At 71.1% G+C, this 15,386-nt stretch carries 16 protein-coding genes; 13 read left to right on the top strand and 3 right to left on the bottom strand.

Annotated elements, in window-relative coordinates:
* Nucleotides 1-32: 32 nt before the first annotated feature.
* From ACERMF_RS00985 to ACERMF_RS01040, 12 genes are all read left to right on the top strand, one after another.
* Nucleotides 33-923 (top strand): ABC transporter permease, encoded by an 891-nt coding sequence (locus tag ACERMF_RS00985; protein WP_373667445.1) that lies wholly within the window; start codon nt 33-35, stop codon nt 921-923.
* Nucleotides 920-1,969: an ABC transporter ATP-binding protein gene (locus tag ACERMF_RS00990; protein WP_373667145.1), complete on the top strand. Its 1,050-nt coding sequence runs from the start codon at nt 920-922 to the stop codon at nt 1,967-1,969. Before ACERMF_RS00985 ends, ACERMF_RS00990 begins: the two co-directional genes overlap by 4 nt.
* On the top strand, nt 1,966-3,030 hold the full coding sequence (locus ACERMF_RS00995; protein WP_373667146.1) for an ABC transporter ATP-binding protein: 1,065 nt from the start codon (nt 1,966-1,968) through the stop codon (nt 3,028-3,030). The genes ACERMF_RS00990 and ACERMF_RS00995 overlap by 4 nt, the downstream gene beginning before the upstream one ends.
* A gap of 10 nt (nt 3,031-3,040) precedes the next feature.
* Nucleotides 3,041-3,325, top strand: a complete 285-nt coding sequence (locus tag ACERMF_RS01000; protein WP_373667147.1) for a hypothetical protein — start codon at nt 3,041-3,043, stop codon at nt 3,323-3,325.
* Between the two features lie 104 nt (nt 3,326-3,429).
* The gene (locus ACERMF_RS01005; RefSeq protein WP_373667148.1) at nt 3,430-4,413 is read left to right on the top strand and encodes a gluconate 2-dehydrogenase subunit 3 family protein; all 984 of its coding nucleotides are present in this window, start codon (nt 3,430-3,432) and stop codon (nt 4,411-4,413) included.
* A gap of 16 nt (nt 4,414-4,429) precedes the next feature.
* Complete coding sequence (locus ACERMF_RS01010) at nt 4,430-6,223, top strand: GMC family oxidoreductase (protein WP_373667149.1); 1,794 nt, start codon at nt 4,430-4,432, stop codon at nt 6,221-6,223.
* A complete protein-coding gene (locus ACERMF_RS01015; RefSeq protein ID WP_373667150.1) occupies nt 6,220-6,576 on the top strand; it encodes a plastocyanin/azurin family copper-binding protein in 357 nt (118 codons plus the stop codon). Before ACERMF_RS01010 ends, ACERMF_RS01015 begins: the two co-directional genes overlap by 4 nt.
* Nucleotides 6,573-7,574, top strand: a complete 1,002-nt coding sequence (coxB, locus tag ACERMF_RS01020; RefSeq protein ID WP_373667151.1) for a cytochrome c oxidase subunit II — start codon at nt 6,573-6,575, stop codon at nt 7,572-7,574. Before ACERMF_RS01015 ends, coxB begins: the two co-directional genes overlap by 4 nt.
* A 10-nt stretch (nt 7,575-7,584) precedes the next feature.
* On the top strand, nt 7,585-10,137 hold the full coding sequence (locus ACERMF_RS01025) for a cbb3-type cytochrome c oxidase subunit I (RefSeq protein ID WP_373667152.1): 2,553 nt from the start codon (nt 7,585-7,587) through the stop codon (nt 10,135-10,137).
* A gap of 5 nt (nt 10,138-10,142) precedes the next feature.
* On the top strand, nt 10,143-10,496 hold the full coding sequence (locus tag ACERMF_RS01030) for a hypothetical protein (RefSeq protein ID WP_373667153.1): 354 nt from the start codon (nt 10,143-10,145) through the stop codon (nt 10,494-10,496).
* The gene (locus ACERMF_RS01035) at nt 10,493-10,924 is read left to right on the top strand and encodes a cytochrome c family protein (RefSeq protein WP_373667154.1); all 432 of its coding nucleotides are present in this window, start codon (nt 10,493-10,495) and stop codon (nt 10,922-10,924) included. Before ACERMF_RS01030 ends, ACERMF_RS01035 begins: the two co-directional genes overlap by 4 nt.
* A gap of 2 nt (nt 10,925-10,926) precedes the next feature.
* Nucleotides 10,927-11,697: a cytochrome c oxidase assembly protein gene (locus ACERMF_RS01040; protein WP_373667155.1), complete on the top strand. Its 771-nt coding sequence runs from the start codon at nt 10,927-10,929 to the stop codon at nt 11,695-11,697.
* Here ACERMF_RS01040 and ACERMF_RS01045 read toward each other — a convergent pair.
* The 3 genes from ACERMF_RS01045 to ACERMF_RS01055 all read right to left on the bottom strand — a co-directional run bounded on the left by ACERMF_RS01045 (nt 11,639) and on the right by ACERMF_RS01055 (nt 13,636).
* Nucleotides 11,639-12,319 carry a hemerythrin domain-containing protein gene (locus ACERMF_RS01045; RefSeq protein WP_373667156.1) on the bottom strand — a complete coding sequence of 227 codons (681 nt, stop codon included), beginning with the start codon at nt 12,317-12,319 and terminating at the stop codon, nt 11,639-11,641. The two genes, ACERMF_RS01040 and ACERMF_RS01045, sit on opposite strands and share 59 nt — an antisense overlap.
* Before the next feature lie 171 nt (nt 12,320-12,490).
* Nucleotides 12,491-13,066, bottom strand: coding sequence for a hypothetical protein (locus ACERMF_RS01050; RefSeq protein ID WP_373667157.1), 576 nt, complete (start codon nt 13,064-13,066; stop codon nt 12,491-12,493).
* Between the two features lie 45 nt (nt 13,067-13,111).
* Complete coding sequence (locus ACERMF_RS01055) at nt 13,112-13,636, bottom strand: helix-turn-helix transcriptional regulator (RefSeq protein ID WP_373667158.1); 525 nt, start codon at nt 13,634-13,636, stop codon at nt 13,112-13,114.
* A gap of 213 nt (nt 13,637-13,849) precedes the next feature.
* Between ACERMF_RS01055 and ACERMF_RS01060 the strand changes: the two genes are divergently transcribed.
* Nucleotides 13,850-15,382 carry an FAD-dependent oxidoreductase gene (locus ACERMF_RS01060; RefSeq protein ID WP_373667159.1) on the top strand — a complete coding sequence of 511 codons (1,533 nt, stop codon included), beginning with the start codon at nt 13,850-13,852 and terminating at the stop codon, nt 15,380-15,382.
* The last annotated feature ends 4 nt before the right edge of the window (nt 15,383-15,386 follow it).

Below are 15,386 nucleotides of genomic sequence, written 5' to 3' on the forward strand. Positions count from 1 at the left end.
ACGCCGGCACCGGCGGTTTCGGGGGTGACACGGTGCTCGAGGCACCGACGACCGCCCGCGTCCCGCGCTGGCGTCAGACCCTGTCGGTGCTGCTCGCCAACCGGCTGGCCGCGTTCGGCCTGCTGTTGCTGCTGGCGTTGCTGCTGGTCGCCTTGTTCGCTCCGCAGTTGGCGCGCTACCCCATCAACGAGCAGAACCTCGCCCAACGCTTCGAGGGACCGTCCGCGGCCTACTGGTTCGGTACCGACAACCTCGGGCGCGACATCTACAGCCGGGTCGTGATCGGCTCCCGGGTGTCGCTGCAGGTCGGCGCCGTCGCGGTCGGCATCTCCCTGGTGGCGGGAACGCTGATCGGCCTGCTCGCCGGCTACCGCGGCGGCTGGATCGACACGCTGTGGATGCGCACGATGGACGTGCTGTTCTCCTTCCCCGTGGTCCTGCTCGCCATCGCCCTGGTCGCGGTACTGGGCCCCAGCCTGCGCAACACCATGATCGCGATCGGCATCGTGTTCACCCCGATCTTCGCCCGCGTCGTTCGGGGCAGCGTGCTCTCGGTTCGCGAAGACCTGCACGTGCGGGCGGTCCGATCCCTCGGCGCCGGCGACGGGCGCATCGTCATGCGCCACGTCCTGCCCAACGTCGCCGCACCCATCATCGTGCAGGCGTCGTTGAGCCTGGCGTTCGCGATCCTGACCGAGGCGGCGCTCAGCTACATCGGCGTCGGCGTGCAGCCACCGAACCCGGCCTGGGGCTACATGCTCGCCGACGCGCAGTCCTACCAGCGACAGGGCTGGTGGCTGTCGGTCTTCCCCGGCGCCGCGATCTTCCTCACCGTGATGTCGTTCAACCTCGTCGGCGACGGCCTGCGCGACGCCCTCGATCCGCAACAGCGTTCGATCATCGAGTCGCGGGGGGTCGAATGAGCCACGACGAGGTGGTCCTGTCCGTGCGCGACCTCGAGGTGTCGTTCGCGACCAAGCGCGGCCTGGCCCGGGTCGTCCGCGGGGTCGACTACGACCTGCGACGCGGCGAGACGCTGGCGCTGGTCGGCGAGTCGGGGTCTGGCAAGTCCGTCTCCACGATGGCGCTGACCAAGCTGATCCCGATGCCGCCCGGGCGGGTGTCCGGCACCGCCCACCTCGCCGGCCAGGACCTGCTGGCCCTCTCGGAACGCGAGTTGCTGTCGGTGCGGGGGCGGCAGGTCGGCTTCGTGTTCCAGGACCCGATGACCTCGCTCAACCCGGTGCACGCGATCGGGCGCCAGTTGACCGAGGGCATGCGCCACCACCTGGGCGTCTCGCAGGCCGAGGCCCGGGACCGCGCGGTCGAGTTGCTGCGTACCGTCGGCATCCCGGCCGCCGAGAAGCGACTCGACGACTACCCACACCAGTTCAGCGGCGGCATGCGGCAACGGGTGGTCATCGCCATCGGGCTCTCGTGCGACCCGCAGGTGCTGATCGCCGACGAGGCGACGACCGCCCTCGACGTCACGACGCAGGCACAGATCACCGAACTCGTCGACCGGTTGCAGGACGAGCTCGGCATGGCGGTCATCTGGATCACCCACGACCTCGGTGTGGTCGCCGGGATCGCGGACCGGGTTCTGGTGATGTACGCCGGCGAGATCGTCGAGGAGGCGCCGGTGGACGAACTGTTCGCCGACCCGCGCCACCCCTACACGGTCGGTCTGCTGCGCTCGCTGCCGATCCTGGGCGCCTTCGACCGCGAGGAGTTGACCTCGATCCCGGGGTTGCCGCCGGCGCCGACCGAACTGCCGCCGGGGTGCGCCTTCCATCCACGCTGTGCTTTCCGCGGCGACGACCGCTGCGCCGACGAGCGCCCGCCGCTGCAGGAGGTCGCCCCCGGTCACCGGGTCCGCGCCTTCTACGAGGTCGCCGAGACCGAACGCCGTGAGGCGGCGACGCTGGGCACCTCCGCGTTCGCCGCAACCGACGAGGAGCCGACGTGAGTGACCCGCTCGTCCACGTCGACGACCTCCACGTCCACTTCCCCGTGGGTGGTCGCGCCCGCATGCGGCGCGACCACGGCAGGGCCGTCCGTGCCGTCGACGGCATCAGCCTCACCATCGAGCGCGGCCAGACCCTGGGCCTGGTCGGCGAATCGGGCTGCGGCAAGTCGACCACCGGGCTGGCCATCCTGCGGCTGATCGAGCCGACCTCGGGCGCGGTGCACTTCGACGGCACCGACCTCGCCACGCTCTCGCGCAAGGACCTCCGCCGCTTCCGGCGACGGGCGGCGATGATCTTCCAGGATCCCTATGCGTCGCTGGATCCGCGTCGCACCGTGGGCGACGCGGTCGGCGAGGCGCTCGACATCCACGACCTGCACCAGGGCCGGCAGGCGCGCCGCACGCGCATCGGCGACCTCCTCGAACGCGTCGGGCTTCATCCCGACACCGCCGAGCGCTACCCCCACGAGTTCTCGGGCGGGCAGCGTCAGCGGGTCGGTATCGCGCGTGCCCTGGCGGTCGAACCGGACTTCCTCGTCTGCGACGAACCGATCGCTGCCCTGGACGTCTCCATCCAGGCGCAGGTGCTCAACCTGCTCGACGAACTCCAGGCCGAGCTCGGGCTGACCTACCTGTTCATCGCCCACGACCTCGCGGCCGTCCAGCACGTCGCCGACCGCATCGCCGTGATGTATCTCGGGCGTGTCGTGGAGGAGGGCGACCGGCGACAGGTCATCGCCCGACCGCAGCACCCCTACACGCGCGCTTTGTTGTCGGCCGTACCGGTCCCCGACCCCGCCGCCGAACGCCGACGGCAGCGCGTCCGGCTCGTCGGCGAGGTACCGAGCCCGATGGACCCGCCCTCGGGGTGCCGTTTCCGCACCCGTTGCCCCGACGTCTTCGGCTCGTGCGGGGTCGTCGATCCCGACCTCCAGCCGGTCGGCCAGGGCCATCGGGCCGCCTGTCTGCTGCACGGCGAGGTCGGTCAGCCGGTCGAGCGGTCGGAGCACCCCGACGCGAACCAGCACGACGCCGGATTGGATGGGGTCCTGTCGAACTGAAAGGTCCACCATGAGCGACCACGACCCGATCCACGGCGGCTCCTCGCACGAGACCGACCGACTGACCGAGAACCAACCGCCCCGCGAGGACCTCATCCCGGTCGAGACGCTCGAGGAGCTCGCCGAGCAGGACGAGATCGAGGACGCCGACCCGTTCGTGAGCGAGGACGACGCCGTACTCCCTCGCCCGACCAGCGAGGACCTGCCCGAGACGCAGGGGGTCGACGTCGACCAGGGCAAGCGCATCAGCGAGGACTACGCGGACCGGCCGCGCCTCTCGGACGAGGAGTTGTGAACCTCGACGTACTGCACTGATCAAGGATCACCTCCCACCGAACTTGGCTTCAGGAGGAGTTCAGGTCACACGCTCCTAGCGTCGTTCCGGTCGAAGGGGAGCGGGTGGCGCAACAGGAGCGGCCCCTGCCCACGAGCGTCCAGACCGGCGCGGATCGTGATCCGGCCGACGAACGCCCGGAACGGAGCCGGCTGAGCCGACGCTCCTTCCTGGCGGTCACCGGGACCCTGGCGACCGCCGCGGTGGTCCCGGGTTGCACGACCGGCCGCGGGACCCCGGCCGTTCCGCAGGAGGGGCCGTCGGCCGCTCCGCAGCCCGGGCTCGATGTCGCGGAGGCGGCAACCGGGGACCGGCTGGGGCGGTTCCTCGACCCCCAGCAGATCGCGATCGTCGCGGCCATCGCCGCACGCGTCATTCCCGGTGACGCCGACGACCCCGGCGCGGTCGAGGCCGGCGCGGTCGAGTACATCGACCGCCTCCTCGCCACGCACGAGAGCTACCCGCAACGCACGTACACGCAGCGGCCATTCGCACAGACCTACGAGGGCGACACCGAACCACCACCCGAACCCGGGGTCATCTGGGTCCGCGAGGACCAGCTCGACCGCTACGGCTGGCAGAGCGGCATCCCGCCCCGCGAGATCTACCGCATGGGTCTGCCCCGTCTGGACGCCCTGGCGGAGCAGCGGCACGGATCCGCGTTCGCCGAGCTCGGTGACGACGACCAGGACGCCCTGCTCCGGGCGCTCGAGGACGACGAGGACGACGACGTCGGCGAGCTGTTCGACGAGGTGCCGGCGTCGACCTTCTTCGACCTCGTACGCGGTCATGTCGTCGAGGGGTTCCTCGCCGACCCGGTGTACGGCGGCAACCGTGACCTCGTGGGGTGGGAGCACATCGGCTTCCCCGGCTCGCAGCGTGGGTACAGCCCCCAGGAGCTGCTCGACCCCAACTTCTCCCGTCCGCCGCAGGGACTCGCCCAACTGCCGATGATGCACGGCGCGCACCGCGAGGACGACCATCACGACCATGGTGGTGCCGCGCTGGGTTCCATCCGCCGGCGGCATCCCAACGGCCCGCTCGACTGACGTCAGGAGCCCACCGGTGGCCATCGAACACCCCGAGGTCGACGTCGTCACCATGGGCGCCGGCTTCACCGCCGCGATCACCGCCCAGCAGCTGACGGCGGAGGGCCTGAGCGTCGTCAGCCTCGAGAAGGGCGGGGCGAAGTGGACCTGGCCCGACTTCGCCCACAACCACGACGAGTTGCGGTTCACCTCCCGCCACGAACTCCTGCACGAGATCGAGAAGGAGAGCTGGACCTGGCGGCCCGACCCGGCCGCGCCGGCGCTCCCGATGCGCCAGTACGGCGCGTTCCATCCCGGCACCAACATGGGCGGCGCCGGCACGCACTGGTCGGCGGTGATGTGGCGCTTCCTGCCCTCCGACTACGACTGGCTCACCCACCACACCGAGCGCTACGGCCCCGACGCGCTCCCCGAGGGGCACAGCAACCAGGACTGGCCGGTCTCCTACGACGACCTCGAACCGCACTTCACCCAGTTCGAGATCGACACCGGCATGTCCGGTCAGACCGGCAACCTGAACGGACAGCTGCTCGAGGGCGGAAATCCGTTCGAGGGGCCGCGAAGCCAGCCCTATCCGCTCCCGCCGCTGGCCCCCACCCGCGCCGGCAGTCGGTTCGCCGAAGCCGCCGAACGTCTCGGCCTGCGACCGTTCCTGCAACCGTCGTCGATCCTGTCGCAGGGCTACACCGACATGACGGGCAAGCCCCGTAGCGGCTGCCTGTACTGCGGGTACTGCACCCGCTACGGCTGCGAGGTCGACGCCAAGCTGTCGCCCCAGACCACCTTCCTGCCGCTCGCCTTCGACACCGGCCGCTACGAGATCCGCACGCACTGCTACGTGACCGGCATCGAGACCGACAACACCGGCCGGGCGACGGGACTGACCTACCTCGGCCGTGATGGGCGCGAGCACTTCCAGCCGGCGCGGATCATCCTCGTGAGCGGCTACACGATGAGCAACGTGCGGCTGCTCATGCTCTCACGCAGCAACGCCCACCCCGACGGCATCGGCAACGCGCGCGGGCAACTCGGGCGCAACGCCACCCATCAGATCCTGCAGCTGCCCTCCATCGGGATGTTCGAAGGTGAACGGTTCAACACCTTCATGGGCAACACCGCCACCACGCACGCCGTCTACGAGTACGTGGGTGACAACTTCGACCACACCGGACTGGGCTTTGTGGGCGGCGCCCAGATCTTTCCGTACGCCGGCGAACGCCTCCCGATCGGCAACGTCGAGGGAATTCCCCACGCGGCGACCACCGGCGAGGAGAACGCCGACGGCGACCCCCGCGAGTGGGGGCAGGCGTTCAAGGACCGCATGCGCAACTGGGACAGCTTCATCCCCCTCGCGATCCAGGGCGACAGCCTCGCCTACGAACAGAACCGGTTCGACCTCGATCCGAACTTCACGGACTTCCTCGGCCGCCCGTTGCTGCGCATCACGTTCGACTGGACCGACAACGAACGCCGTCTGCACGCCTTCCTCGCCGAGCGCTGCTCCGAGATCATGGACGAGATGGGGCCGACCGAACGCACCGACCAGCCCGAGATCGAGGACTACAACATCGGCCGCTACCAGACCACCCACATCCAGGGCGGCTGCATCGCGGGCGACGACCCGGGCAACTCGGTCACCAACCGCTACGGGCAGGTGTGGGACGCACCCAACGTGTTCGTGACGGGGGCCGCCCTGTTCCCGCAGAACCCCGGCGCCAACCCGACCACCACGGTGACCGCGTGGATGTACTACGCGCTCGAGGCGATCAAGTCGCAGTACCTGCGCAACCCCGGCGAGCTGATGTCGTGACCCGCCGTCGCCGTCGCGCCTGGAGCATGCTGCCGCTGACCGTGGCGGCCTCGGCCTGTGCCGCCCGTGGCGCCGACGACGCCAGCGTGGCCATGACCGCGGCGTTGCGGTTCGAACCGGCCGCCGTCGAGATCCCGGTCGGGGGTCGCGTCATCTGGCAGAACACCGGCGTGACCCAGCACACCGCGACGGCCATCGGTACGGACCGCGAACCCACCGGTGCGTTCGACTCGGGGGTCGTGGTCGGCACCGGTACGTATGCCCACACCTTCGACGAGGCCGGCACCTTCACCTACACCTGCACGATCCACGGCAGCGAGATGGTCGGCCTCGTCACCGTGGTCGCAGGATGAGCCGCCGTCGCGGGGTCGTGGCCGTGCTCGCGTTGTCGGCGACGGCATGCGCTGGTCCGGAGTCCTGGCTCGAACCGGTGGGTCGCTCCGCGGTGACCACCTCCACCGTGTGGTGGATCCTGTTCTGGATGGGGCTGGCGGTCTACGTGGCGGCCATGGTGACCGCGGCGGTCGCGGTCGTCCGTTCGCGTCGGAACGCACCGGTCGACACGGCAGACGGGACCGAACCCGCCGTGAGCCGCCGGCTGGTGATCTACGGCGGCATCGCCCTGCCTGTGGTCGTCCTGCTCGTGCTCAACGTGCTGACGGTCCCGTTGAGTGCCCGGGTCTCGGATCGTCCCGGCACCGACGGCGACGAGCTGGTCGTCGAGGTCGTCGCGGAGCAGTTCTGGTGGCGGATCAACTACCCCCAGCACGGCGTGATCACCGCCAACGAGATCCACATCCCGACCGGCGAGCCGGTCCACGTGCGCATCACCTCGACCGACGTGATCCACAGCTTCTGGGTGCCGAAGCTGGCCGGCAAGATCGACGCCACGCCGGGCCACACCACCGAACTGGTCCTCGAGACCGACGAGGCCGGCCGGTACCGGGGCCGCTGCACCGAGTTCTGCGGTCTGGCGCACGCCCAGATGATCGTGCACGTGATCGCCGAGGAGCCCGACGACTTCGACGTCTGGCTGCACGAACAGGCCCGGCCGCAGGAGGTCCCGACCGAGGACCGCATCGTGCGCGGCCGCGAGGTCTTCCTCAGTTCGTCCTGCGTCTACTGCCACACCGTGGACGGCCACAACGCCGCCAACGCCATCGGTCCCGACCTGACCCACCTCGCCTCGCGCGGCACGATCGCCGGCGGGATCCTGGCCAACAACCGCGGCAACCTCGGCGGCTGGATCGTCGACCCCCAGGCGCAGAAGCCGGGCAACCTCATGCCGGGCACCCAGATCGCCGGCGAGGAACTCGACCTGCTCATCGACTACCTCATGAGCCTCGAATGAGCGGCCGGTCATGTCCGACATGAGCCTGCAACAGGTCGACCTCGCCACCCTGGACCGCACGTGGGACCGCCAACCCGGCATCACGGGCTGGCTGGGCCAGTGCAACCACAAGACCGTCGGCCTGCGGTTCATCGTCACGTCGATGGCGATGTTCCTCATCGCGGGCGCGATGGCCCTGCTGATGCGTGCACAGCTGGCGACCGCCGAGAGCGACGTGCTCTCGCCCGAGGTCTACAACCAGCTGTTCACCATGCACGGCACGCTGATGATGTTCTTCTTCGCCGTGCCGATGCTCGAGGGGCTGGCGATCTACTTCCTGCCCCTGCAGATCGGGGCGCGCGACATGCCGATGCCCCGGGTCAACGCGCTCGGCTACTGGCTCTACCTCGCCGGCGCCCTGCTGCTGCTGTCGAGCTTCTTCTTCGGTGCCGCTCCCGACGGCGGCTGGTACGCCTACCCGCCACTCACCGCCTCGGCCTTCTCCCCCGGCCTCAACATCGACCTGTGGCTGCTCGGCGTCACCCTGACCGAGATCTCGGCCATCGTCGCGAGCTTCGAGATCATCGCGTTGGTGCTGCGCTCACGGGCCCCGGGCATGTCGCTGGCGCGCATGCCCCTGTTCGCCTGGGCCAACCTCGCGACGGCGTCGATGATCCTGGTCGCCTTCCCGCCGCTGGTCGTCACCAGCCTGCTGCTCGAGATCGAACGCAAGCTCGGAACACCGTTCTTCGACGGCACGGCGGGCGGCGACCCCCTGCTGTGGCAACACCTGTTCTGGTGGTTCGGGCATCCCGAGGTCTACATCCAGCTGCTGCCGGCGTTGGGCATCCTGGCCACCGTGATTCCCGTCGCGACCCGCCGCCGCCTGCCGATGCGCTGGCTCGTCGTCGCCTCGTTCCTCGCGATCGCGATCGTCAGCTTCGGGCTGTGGGTCCACCACATGTTCACGACCGGCATCCCCCACCTCGCGCTGCAGTTCTTCAGCTCCGCGAGCTTCATGATCGCCATCCCGAGCGGGGTGATCGTGCTGGCGTTCATCGCGGCGTTCTGGACCGGACGGGCCAACTTCGACCCCGCGACGCTGTTCGCCATCGGATTCCTGGTCATCTTCGTCTTCGGCGGCATCACGGGCGTGATGGTCGGCGTCGTGTCGTTCAACTTCCAGGCCCACGACACCTACTTCGTCGTCGGTCACTTCCACTCGGTGCTGATCGGCGGCAACGTCTTCCCGGTCTTCGCCGGTCTCTACCACTGGTTCCCCAAGGTCACCGGGCGGCATGTCAGCCGGCGCGCCGGCCAGGTGAGTTTCTGGCTCATGCTGGTCGGCTTCCTGGTCACCTTCGTCCCGCAGCACGTGGTCGGCTTCCTCGGCATGGTGCGCAGGATCTGGACCTACGAGGAAGGCCTCGGCTGGGAAGGCTGGAACCTGGCTTCCTCCCTCGGCTCGGGCATCCTCGGGCTCGGCGTGGGCGTCAGCGTGGTGGCGTTCGCCGTCGCCTGGCGCCGTGGGGCGCCGGCCGGCCACGATCCGTGGGGGGCGCCGACCCTCGAGTGGTCCACGGCCTCACCGGTGCCCAACGAGAACTTCGCCACCATCCCGGTGGTCCACAGTGCCGAGCCACGGTGGGGCGCGAACCTCGGCCCGGACCCCGTCGAGCTGACCGAGTGGTACGCCGGGCTCGGCGAGCCGCCGGAGGGCCAGCGCGAGAGCGTGCTCACCACCGTCGTCGATGGTCGGCCGGCGGCGGTGGCGGTGCTCCCCGGACACTCGCTGTGGCCGCTGTGGCTGACCGTGGCATTGCTGGTGGTGCTCATCGGCGTGCTGTTCGACCTGTGGTGGCTCGCCGGGGTCGGCCTCGTCGGCGTCGCGGTCTCCATCGTCGCCTGGGTGTGGCCGCAGGCGCAGGTCGACCTTCGTCGGCCCGACGTCCGCGAGCACGAGATCGCTGACGCCACCGGGCTCGAGCCGGGACAGCGGGTGCGCACGTTCCGGGTGCTCACCGAGGGCGGGCGCAGCATCGGTTGGTGGGGCACCGTGCTGGGGGTCATCGCGCTCGGTCACCTCGTCGGCGCCGTCCTCGTCGCCGCGATCTACCTGCGTTCGCGGACGGCGACGTGGCCGCCGGCCGCGGTCGATCCGCCCGACTTCACCGCGGCGGTCGTCGCCGCTGGGCTCGCCCTGGCCGCCGGTGTGCTGGCGTCGGTCGCCGAGCGCCGCACGCGTGCGGGGAAGGGCGCGGCGACGGTGCTGCTCGTGGTCGGCGGGATCGCTGCCGCGGTCGGCGCCGGGCTCCACCTGGCCTTCACCCTGCTCGCCGACCTGCCCGTTGCCGAGCACGCGTACTGGTCGATGTGGTGGCTCACCGGCGCGTTGGGGCTGACGTTGCTGGTCACGCTCGCCCTGATGCTGTGGGTGGCGGCCTGGCACGTCGGCGTTCGCGGCGTCGTCCGCACGGGCCACGACGCCGAACTCGAGGTCGTGCGTCTGTGGACCTGGGCGACGGCCGTCTCGCTCGTTTCGCTCGTGCTGGTGATGGCCGGCGTGTCCGTGTGGTGGGGGTGAGATCGATGCGTACGACCGCCGACGTCGAGCAGGTACGGCCCGGATGGGTGGTGCTGACGCTGCTGATCTTCGGTGGGACCATCGCGTGGGCGCTGCGGTTCGGGCTCGGGTATCTGTTCGTGCCGGCCGCGTGCGAAGTCGGCGACTGGATCCTTCACCTGGTCACGCTGGTCGCCGCCCTGCTGGCCATCGTCGCTCTGGTGCTGTCGTTGCGTTGGGCGAAGCGCGTCACCGACCCCTCCGTGCGGTTCAGCCTCTGGTTCGGCATCGCGCTGGACGTGTTCTTCCTCGGGGCCATCCTGCTGGAGGGCTCGGGAGTCCTGTTGGTGGACGCCTGCGCGAAGGGGGCCATCCCATGAGTGCACGCACGCGCCCGTCCGCGTCCTCCCGCGCCCCGGGTTGGTTGCCGGTCGTCGTGGCCGTCGTCGCAGCACTGGCGATCTCGGCTTGCGACGGCGGTCGGGGCGAGCGGACCACCGGGCCAGGTGCGGCCGCCGGCGTGGAGTTCGGCGACGCGGACAACGGCCGCGAGGCGTTCGTCGCCTACGGCTGCGGGGCCTGCCACCAGCACGCGGCCGTACGGGGCGCCAGCGGCCGGGTCGGCCCGAAGCTCGACGACCTGGCCGAGCAGCGCATCATCGCCGGGGTGCTCCCCAACACGCCCGAGATGCTGGCGGCATGGATCCAGGATCCGCAGGCGCACGCCGCGGACACCGGCATGCCCGACGTCGGCGTGACCGACGAGGACGCCGCCGACATCGCGGCGTTCCTGCTCGAGCACGGCTGACCATGCTGCCCGACACCGCGCTCGTGCTCGCCGCCGTCGGCCTGGGGGCGCTCCATCTGCGCGGGGCACGCCACGAACGCGAGGCCGCCGGCGGCGGTCGCCACCGCGGTCGGGACGGCGCCTGGATGTTCCCGGCCGGACTGGTCCTGGTGCTCCTCGCCCTGTCCCCCGCCGTCGAGGCCGCGGCGGACCGCTCCTTCGCGTGGCACATGGCCCAGCACCAGGTGCTCGTGCTCCTCGCCGCCCCGCTGCTGGCCGCCTCGGCGCCGCTGCGGCGTCTGTGGCTCGGTGCCAGCGGCGGCGGCCGGCCGCTGCCGGTGCTGCGCACCGATCCCGGTGTGCCGGTGCTGCTGGCCGGCGCGGGCGCCATGGCCGTGATGCTGGCGTGGCACGTCCCTGCCGCCTATGACGCGGCGTTGGGCGATCAAGGGGTGCACGTGTTCGAACACGCCACGTTGCTGCTGAGCGCCGTGCTGCTGTGGGCGGCGGTGTCGCGTGCGGCGGCCGACGACCGCCGCCTCGGGCATGCCGTGGTGACGCTGGCGGGCAGCGCGATCGTCGGCGCGGGGCTCGGGGTGCTCCTGCTCACCGCGCCGCAACCGCTCTACGGCTGGTACGCCGCCGGTGGGAGCCTCGCACTCGAGCAGCAGCGCGTCGGTGGCGCGCTCATGAAGGTCGGGGCCCTGTTGGTCTACGCCGGTGCCGCCGTCGGCCTCACGCTTCGGTGGCTGCACCGGCTCGAGGCGTCAGCGTCGACACCCGTGGCTCGCTGAGGTCGATGAGTACGCCGCGGATCGGCGCGTGCAGGTCATCGCGGCCCGGGTCGGCGCCTGCGGGCAGCTCGTGCCCGAGTTCACGCATCACGTCGCAGCCGACGTCGCGGATGCGCAGCAGCGGACGGCGCACCTGTCCGTCCCGCGCTTCGAGGCGGCACTGCATGCGCGTCGGGATGCGGACCATCAGGGTCGTGTAGAGCCGACCGAGCTCCCGCAGGTCCCGTCGCTCGACGACGTGGCGCACGTACGGGAAGACCTCGAGCTCCTCGCGATCGGTGTGCTCGACCAGGTGCCGGTGCACCGTGCGGAAGGCGGTGCGGAAGGCGTCGGATGCCAGGGGCTGGTCGAGCGCGCCCATCAACAGCCGCTCCAGCAGGTCCTCTTCCTCGACCCGTGCTGCGGACAGTCGTGGCCCCTGGCTGAGGCGGTCGGCGACGAGCGGGTGCAGCAGCAGTTGTTCCACGGCCTCGTGGGCCAGCAGGTCGATGGCGAGGCCCCGCAGCAGGCGTTCGCCGCGTCGCGTCGGCGCGTCGAGGAAGGAGCGACACCGCTCGTCGAAGCGGCGGTGGTCACGCGCGAGGACGTGCAGCAGATCCTGCCCGGACTTCATGGTCGTCATCGTCACTCCCCCGTCTGCGCCGAGTCTGACCAACACCTGAAGCCTGTGCCCGGCGGAGCGCGGCCGGGAGGAGGTGGCCCGGCCGACTTTCTGGTCGCGCGACCAGGGTGCGCCTCCGGTTACGGTCGGGCAAGTGTCCGCGCGTCCCGACAGGGTGGGGCGGCGCCGCATTCAGTCGCGTTCGTCGCCGCTGTGGGGACCCTGGCCGGGGTTGGCGGGGCGCGAGTCCGGGCCCTGGCCGACCTTCGGGTGGTTCGCGTCGAGCAGGGTCGCACCAAGCCGCTGGAGCACCTCGACGACACGTTCGCGGTCCCGGTCGACGCTGACGGTGACGAGGCGCAACTGGCGCGCGTCGTCGTCGCCGACGTGGTGGATGCGCTCGCCGAGGTCGTCCTCGCGTTTGCCGACCTGCATCCCACGCGCCGTGAACGCGATCGCGCCGCCCCAGGCGCCACCGAAGAGCAGGATCAGGCTGAAGGGCAGGAAGTCCCGCAGCGGTGGGATCACGAGGACGACGACGAGCGCGAGTGCGGCACCGGCGAGTGCGCCGATCCACAGACGACGGCGTCCGACCTCGGCCAGGCGTCCGACCTCGTGGTCGGGGCCCTCGTCGCGGTAGTCGGCCGCCTCGGGTTCGGTGAGGGTGATGTGGTCGGCGGGCAGGTCGAGTTCGTCGATCAGTTCGCGACGGACACGGGGCGCGTCGTCACGGGCGACCAGGGCGCGTACCAGGTGTTGATTGGCCATGCTCAGGATCCTCGGCTCGAAAAAAACTCAGCGGAAGTGCGTGCGTCAGCCCGCGGGTTCGGCGGTCAACGTCGGCCCGTACAGGTCGGTGCGCCAACCGCAGCCGGGCCGGTGGTCCAGCCAGTGGCGGATGACCGGCCGCGCCCACAGCGGGGTGCGTCCGCGGGTGGCCTGTGGCTCCGGCAGGTAGCCGCGGTAGCGGTAGCTGTCGATGGTGGCCTTGGAGACGCCCGCCAGTTGTCCGATGTCGGCGACGGTGAGCATGGTCAGCACGTGCAGCTCGGGGGCCTGCATCCCGACCACGAGGTCCCCCACGCCCGCCGAACGGCCGTTGCGTGGCGGGCGGACCAGGACGTTGTCGAGATCGGTCGCCTCGCCCTTCACCCAGGCGACCTCGTCCTCGCTGAGCTTGCGCATCGGCACGTTGTCGTTGGGGCCGAGGTGGATCGCGAAGACGTCCGCGAGCGTCAGGTCGGTCGCCCCGGGCACCGGGTCACCCCACCGATAGCGCCACACCGCATCGGGGCCGCGCACGTAGGTGTCGTTGCAGCAGGTCAGCTCTCGGGACATGCCAAACCTTCGGGCCTCGACGACGTTGCCTCCACCTTGGCGCACGAACTGCGTCAAGGTGAGCCGGTCATGTGTCCAATGGGCCACGGGTGCGTCCCGAACGCCGCACGGCGGAACGAACGGCCTCGCTCGGCCGGCCGGGTCCGCGCGGTGCACGGCGGCACCCGCCCGGCTGAGGTGGCTTCCTGTGCCGCCGGACCCGGAGCGCGATCGATGGACGCCGAACAGCCACCTGCCGACCGGGCCTACTGGCGGGACACCGCCGAGGCGCCTGCCCTGGTGTCGCTGGTGGGTCTGGCCGATGCCGACGTGACCGTGGTCGGTGGCGGCATCGTCGGACTGACGACGGCGCTGCTCGCCGCGGAGGCGGGGCTGCGCGTGGTCCTGCTCGAGGCCCGCGCCCTGGCGGCTGGAACGACCGGCGGTACGACGGGGAAGCTCACCGCGCAGAACGAGACCCGGCTCGCCCGGCTGCGCGACGAGGTGGGCGCGGACGCGGCCCGGCACTACGCGCGGGCGAACGTGCGTGGCATCGAGGTGTTCGACCGGCTGGTCGAGACCTTCGGTATCGCCTGCGACCGGGAGGAGGTGCCGGCCCACCTCGTCGCACTCACCGACGACAAGGTGGGCGGACTCGAGCGCGAGGCGGCAGCGTCGCGCGAGGCCGGTCTGCAGGTCGAGCTCGGTCCGGCGCCGGACGAGGTCCCGTTCGCCGGCCGTCCCTGCCTCACCATGCCCGACCAGCGGCAGTTGCATGCGGTGCTGTACTGCCAGGGTCTCGCGGCTGCCGTGCTCGCGCTGGGCGGCGCCGTGCACGAGCAGTCGCGCGTGGTCGACGTCGTGCCCCAGCAGCGCGGTGCGCGCCGCTGGCGCGTCCTGACCGACCAGGCCGAGGTGCGTACCGACCACGTCGTGATCGCGACCCGTCTGCCGGCGCACCGCGACGCCCGGATCCTGTTCGGCCGCACCAAGGCGATGTCGGCCGTCGGGATCTCCGCCCGGTTGGACGGTCCGGTGCCGCGCGGGATGTACCTGTTCCAGGAGGAGCGCACCTGGTCGATCCGCTCGAGCCGCACCGCGCGTTCCGGTGAACACCTGATCGCGGTCGGCATGAGCGAGCCGACGGCCGCGAGCGAGGCGTTGCAGGGCCGCCGAGACGGGCTCGAGACCTGGGTCCGCGACCACTTTCGGGTCACCGACGTCGATCACGCCTGGATGGCGCAGGACCAGATGCCCGCCGACGGGCGTCCCTACGTCGGGCCGCTGCCGGGCGAGGGGCTGTGGACGGCGACCGGCTTCGGCAAGTGGGGCCTGGCCTTCGGCACCGCGGCGGCCGAGGCCATGGTCACCCGCATCAAGGAGGGTCGCGACCCGTTCGCGGGCGCCTTCGACACCGGCCGCGTCGAGCCCCCGGCCGGCTGGAAGCAGATCCTGCGCGCGAACCTGCGGGTGGGTGGCCTGTTCGTCGGGGACCGGGTCCGTGCCCGCCCCGTCAGCGACCTGCCGCTCGAACCCGGCGAAGGTCGGCTGGTCCGGCGCGGTACCACCCCGACGGCGGTCGCCCGCACCCACGACGGGACGGTGCACGCGGTGTCCGCAACGTGCACCCACCTCGGCTGCCTGGTGCGGTGGAACCGCGAGGAACAGACCTGGGACTGCGGCTGCCACGGCTCCCGGTTCGCCCCCGACGGCGCCGTCCTCGAGGCGCCCGCGAGCGAGCCGCTGCGACCGGTCGCGTGGGACTGACCGG

The sequence above is a fragment of the Egicoccus sp. AB-alg6-2 genome (genome assembly GCF_041821025.1).
Lineage (GTDB): Bacteria > Actinomycetota > Nitriliruptoria > Nitriliruptorales > Nitriliruptoraceae > Egicoccus.

What these genes read in the sequence shown, in the direction of transcription:
- ACERMF_RS00990 (WP_373667145.1), top strand. Translation starts at nt 920, where the DNA reads ATGAGCCACGACGAGGTGGTCCTGTCCGTGCGCGACCTCGAGGTGTCG.
- ACERMF_RS01000 (WP_373667147.1), top strand. Translation starts at nt 3,041, where the DNA reads ATGAGCGACCACGACCCGATCCACGGCGGCTCCTCGCACGAGACCGAC.
- coxB (WP_373667151.1), top strand. Translation starts at nt 6,573, where the DNA reads ATGAGCCGCCGTCGCGGGGTCGTGGCCGTGCTCGCGTTGTCGGCGACG.
- ACERMF_RS01025 (WP_373667152.1), top strand. Translation starts at nt 7,585, where the DNA reads ATGTCCGACATGAGCCTGCAACAGGTCGACCTCGCCACCCTGGACCGC.
- ACERMF_RS01030 (WP_373667153.1), top strand. Translation starts at nt 10,143, where the DNA reads ATGCGTACGACCGCCGACGTCGAGCAGGTACGGCCCGGATGGGTGGTG.
- ACERMF_RS01035 (WP_373667154.1), top strand. Translation starts at nt 10,493, where the DNA reads ATGAGTGCACGCACGCGCCCGTCCGCGTCCTCCCGCGCCCCGGGTTGG.
- ACERMF_RS01040 (WP_373667155.1), top strand. Translation starts at nt 10,927, where the DNA reads ATGCTGCCCGACACCGCGCTCGTGCTCGCCGCCGTCGGCCTGGGGGCG.
- ACERMF_RS01045 (WP_373667156.1), bottom strand. Translation starts at nt 12,319, where the DNA reads ATGACGACCATGAAGTCCGGGCAGGATCTGCTGCACGTCCTCGCGCGT.
- ACERMF_RS01050 (WP_373667157.1), bottom strand. Translation starts at nt 13,066, where the DNA reads ATGGCCAATCAACACCTGGTACGCGCCCTGGTCGCCCGTGACGACGCG.
- ACERMF_RS01055 (WP_373667158.1), bottom strand. Translation starts at nt 13,636, where the DNA reads ATGTCCCGAGAGCTGACCTGCTGCAACGACACCTACGTGCGCGGCCCC.
- ACERMF_RS01060 (WP_373667159.1), top strand. Translation starts at nt 13,850, where the DNA reads ATGGACGCCGAACAGCCACCTGCCGACCGGGCCTACTGGCGGGACACC.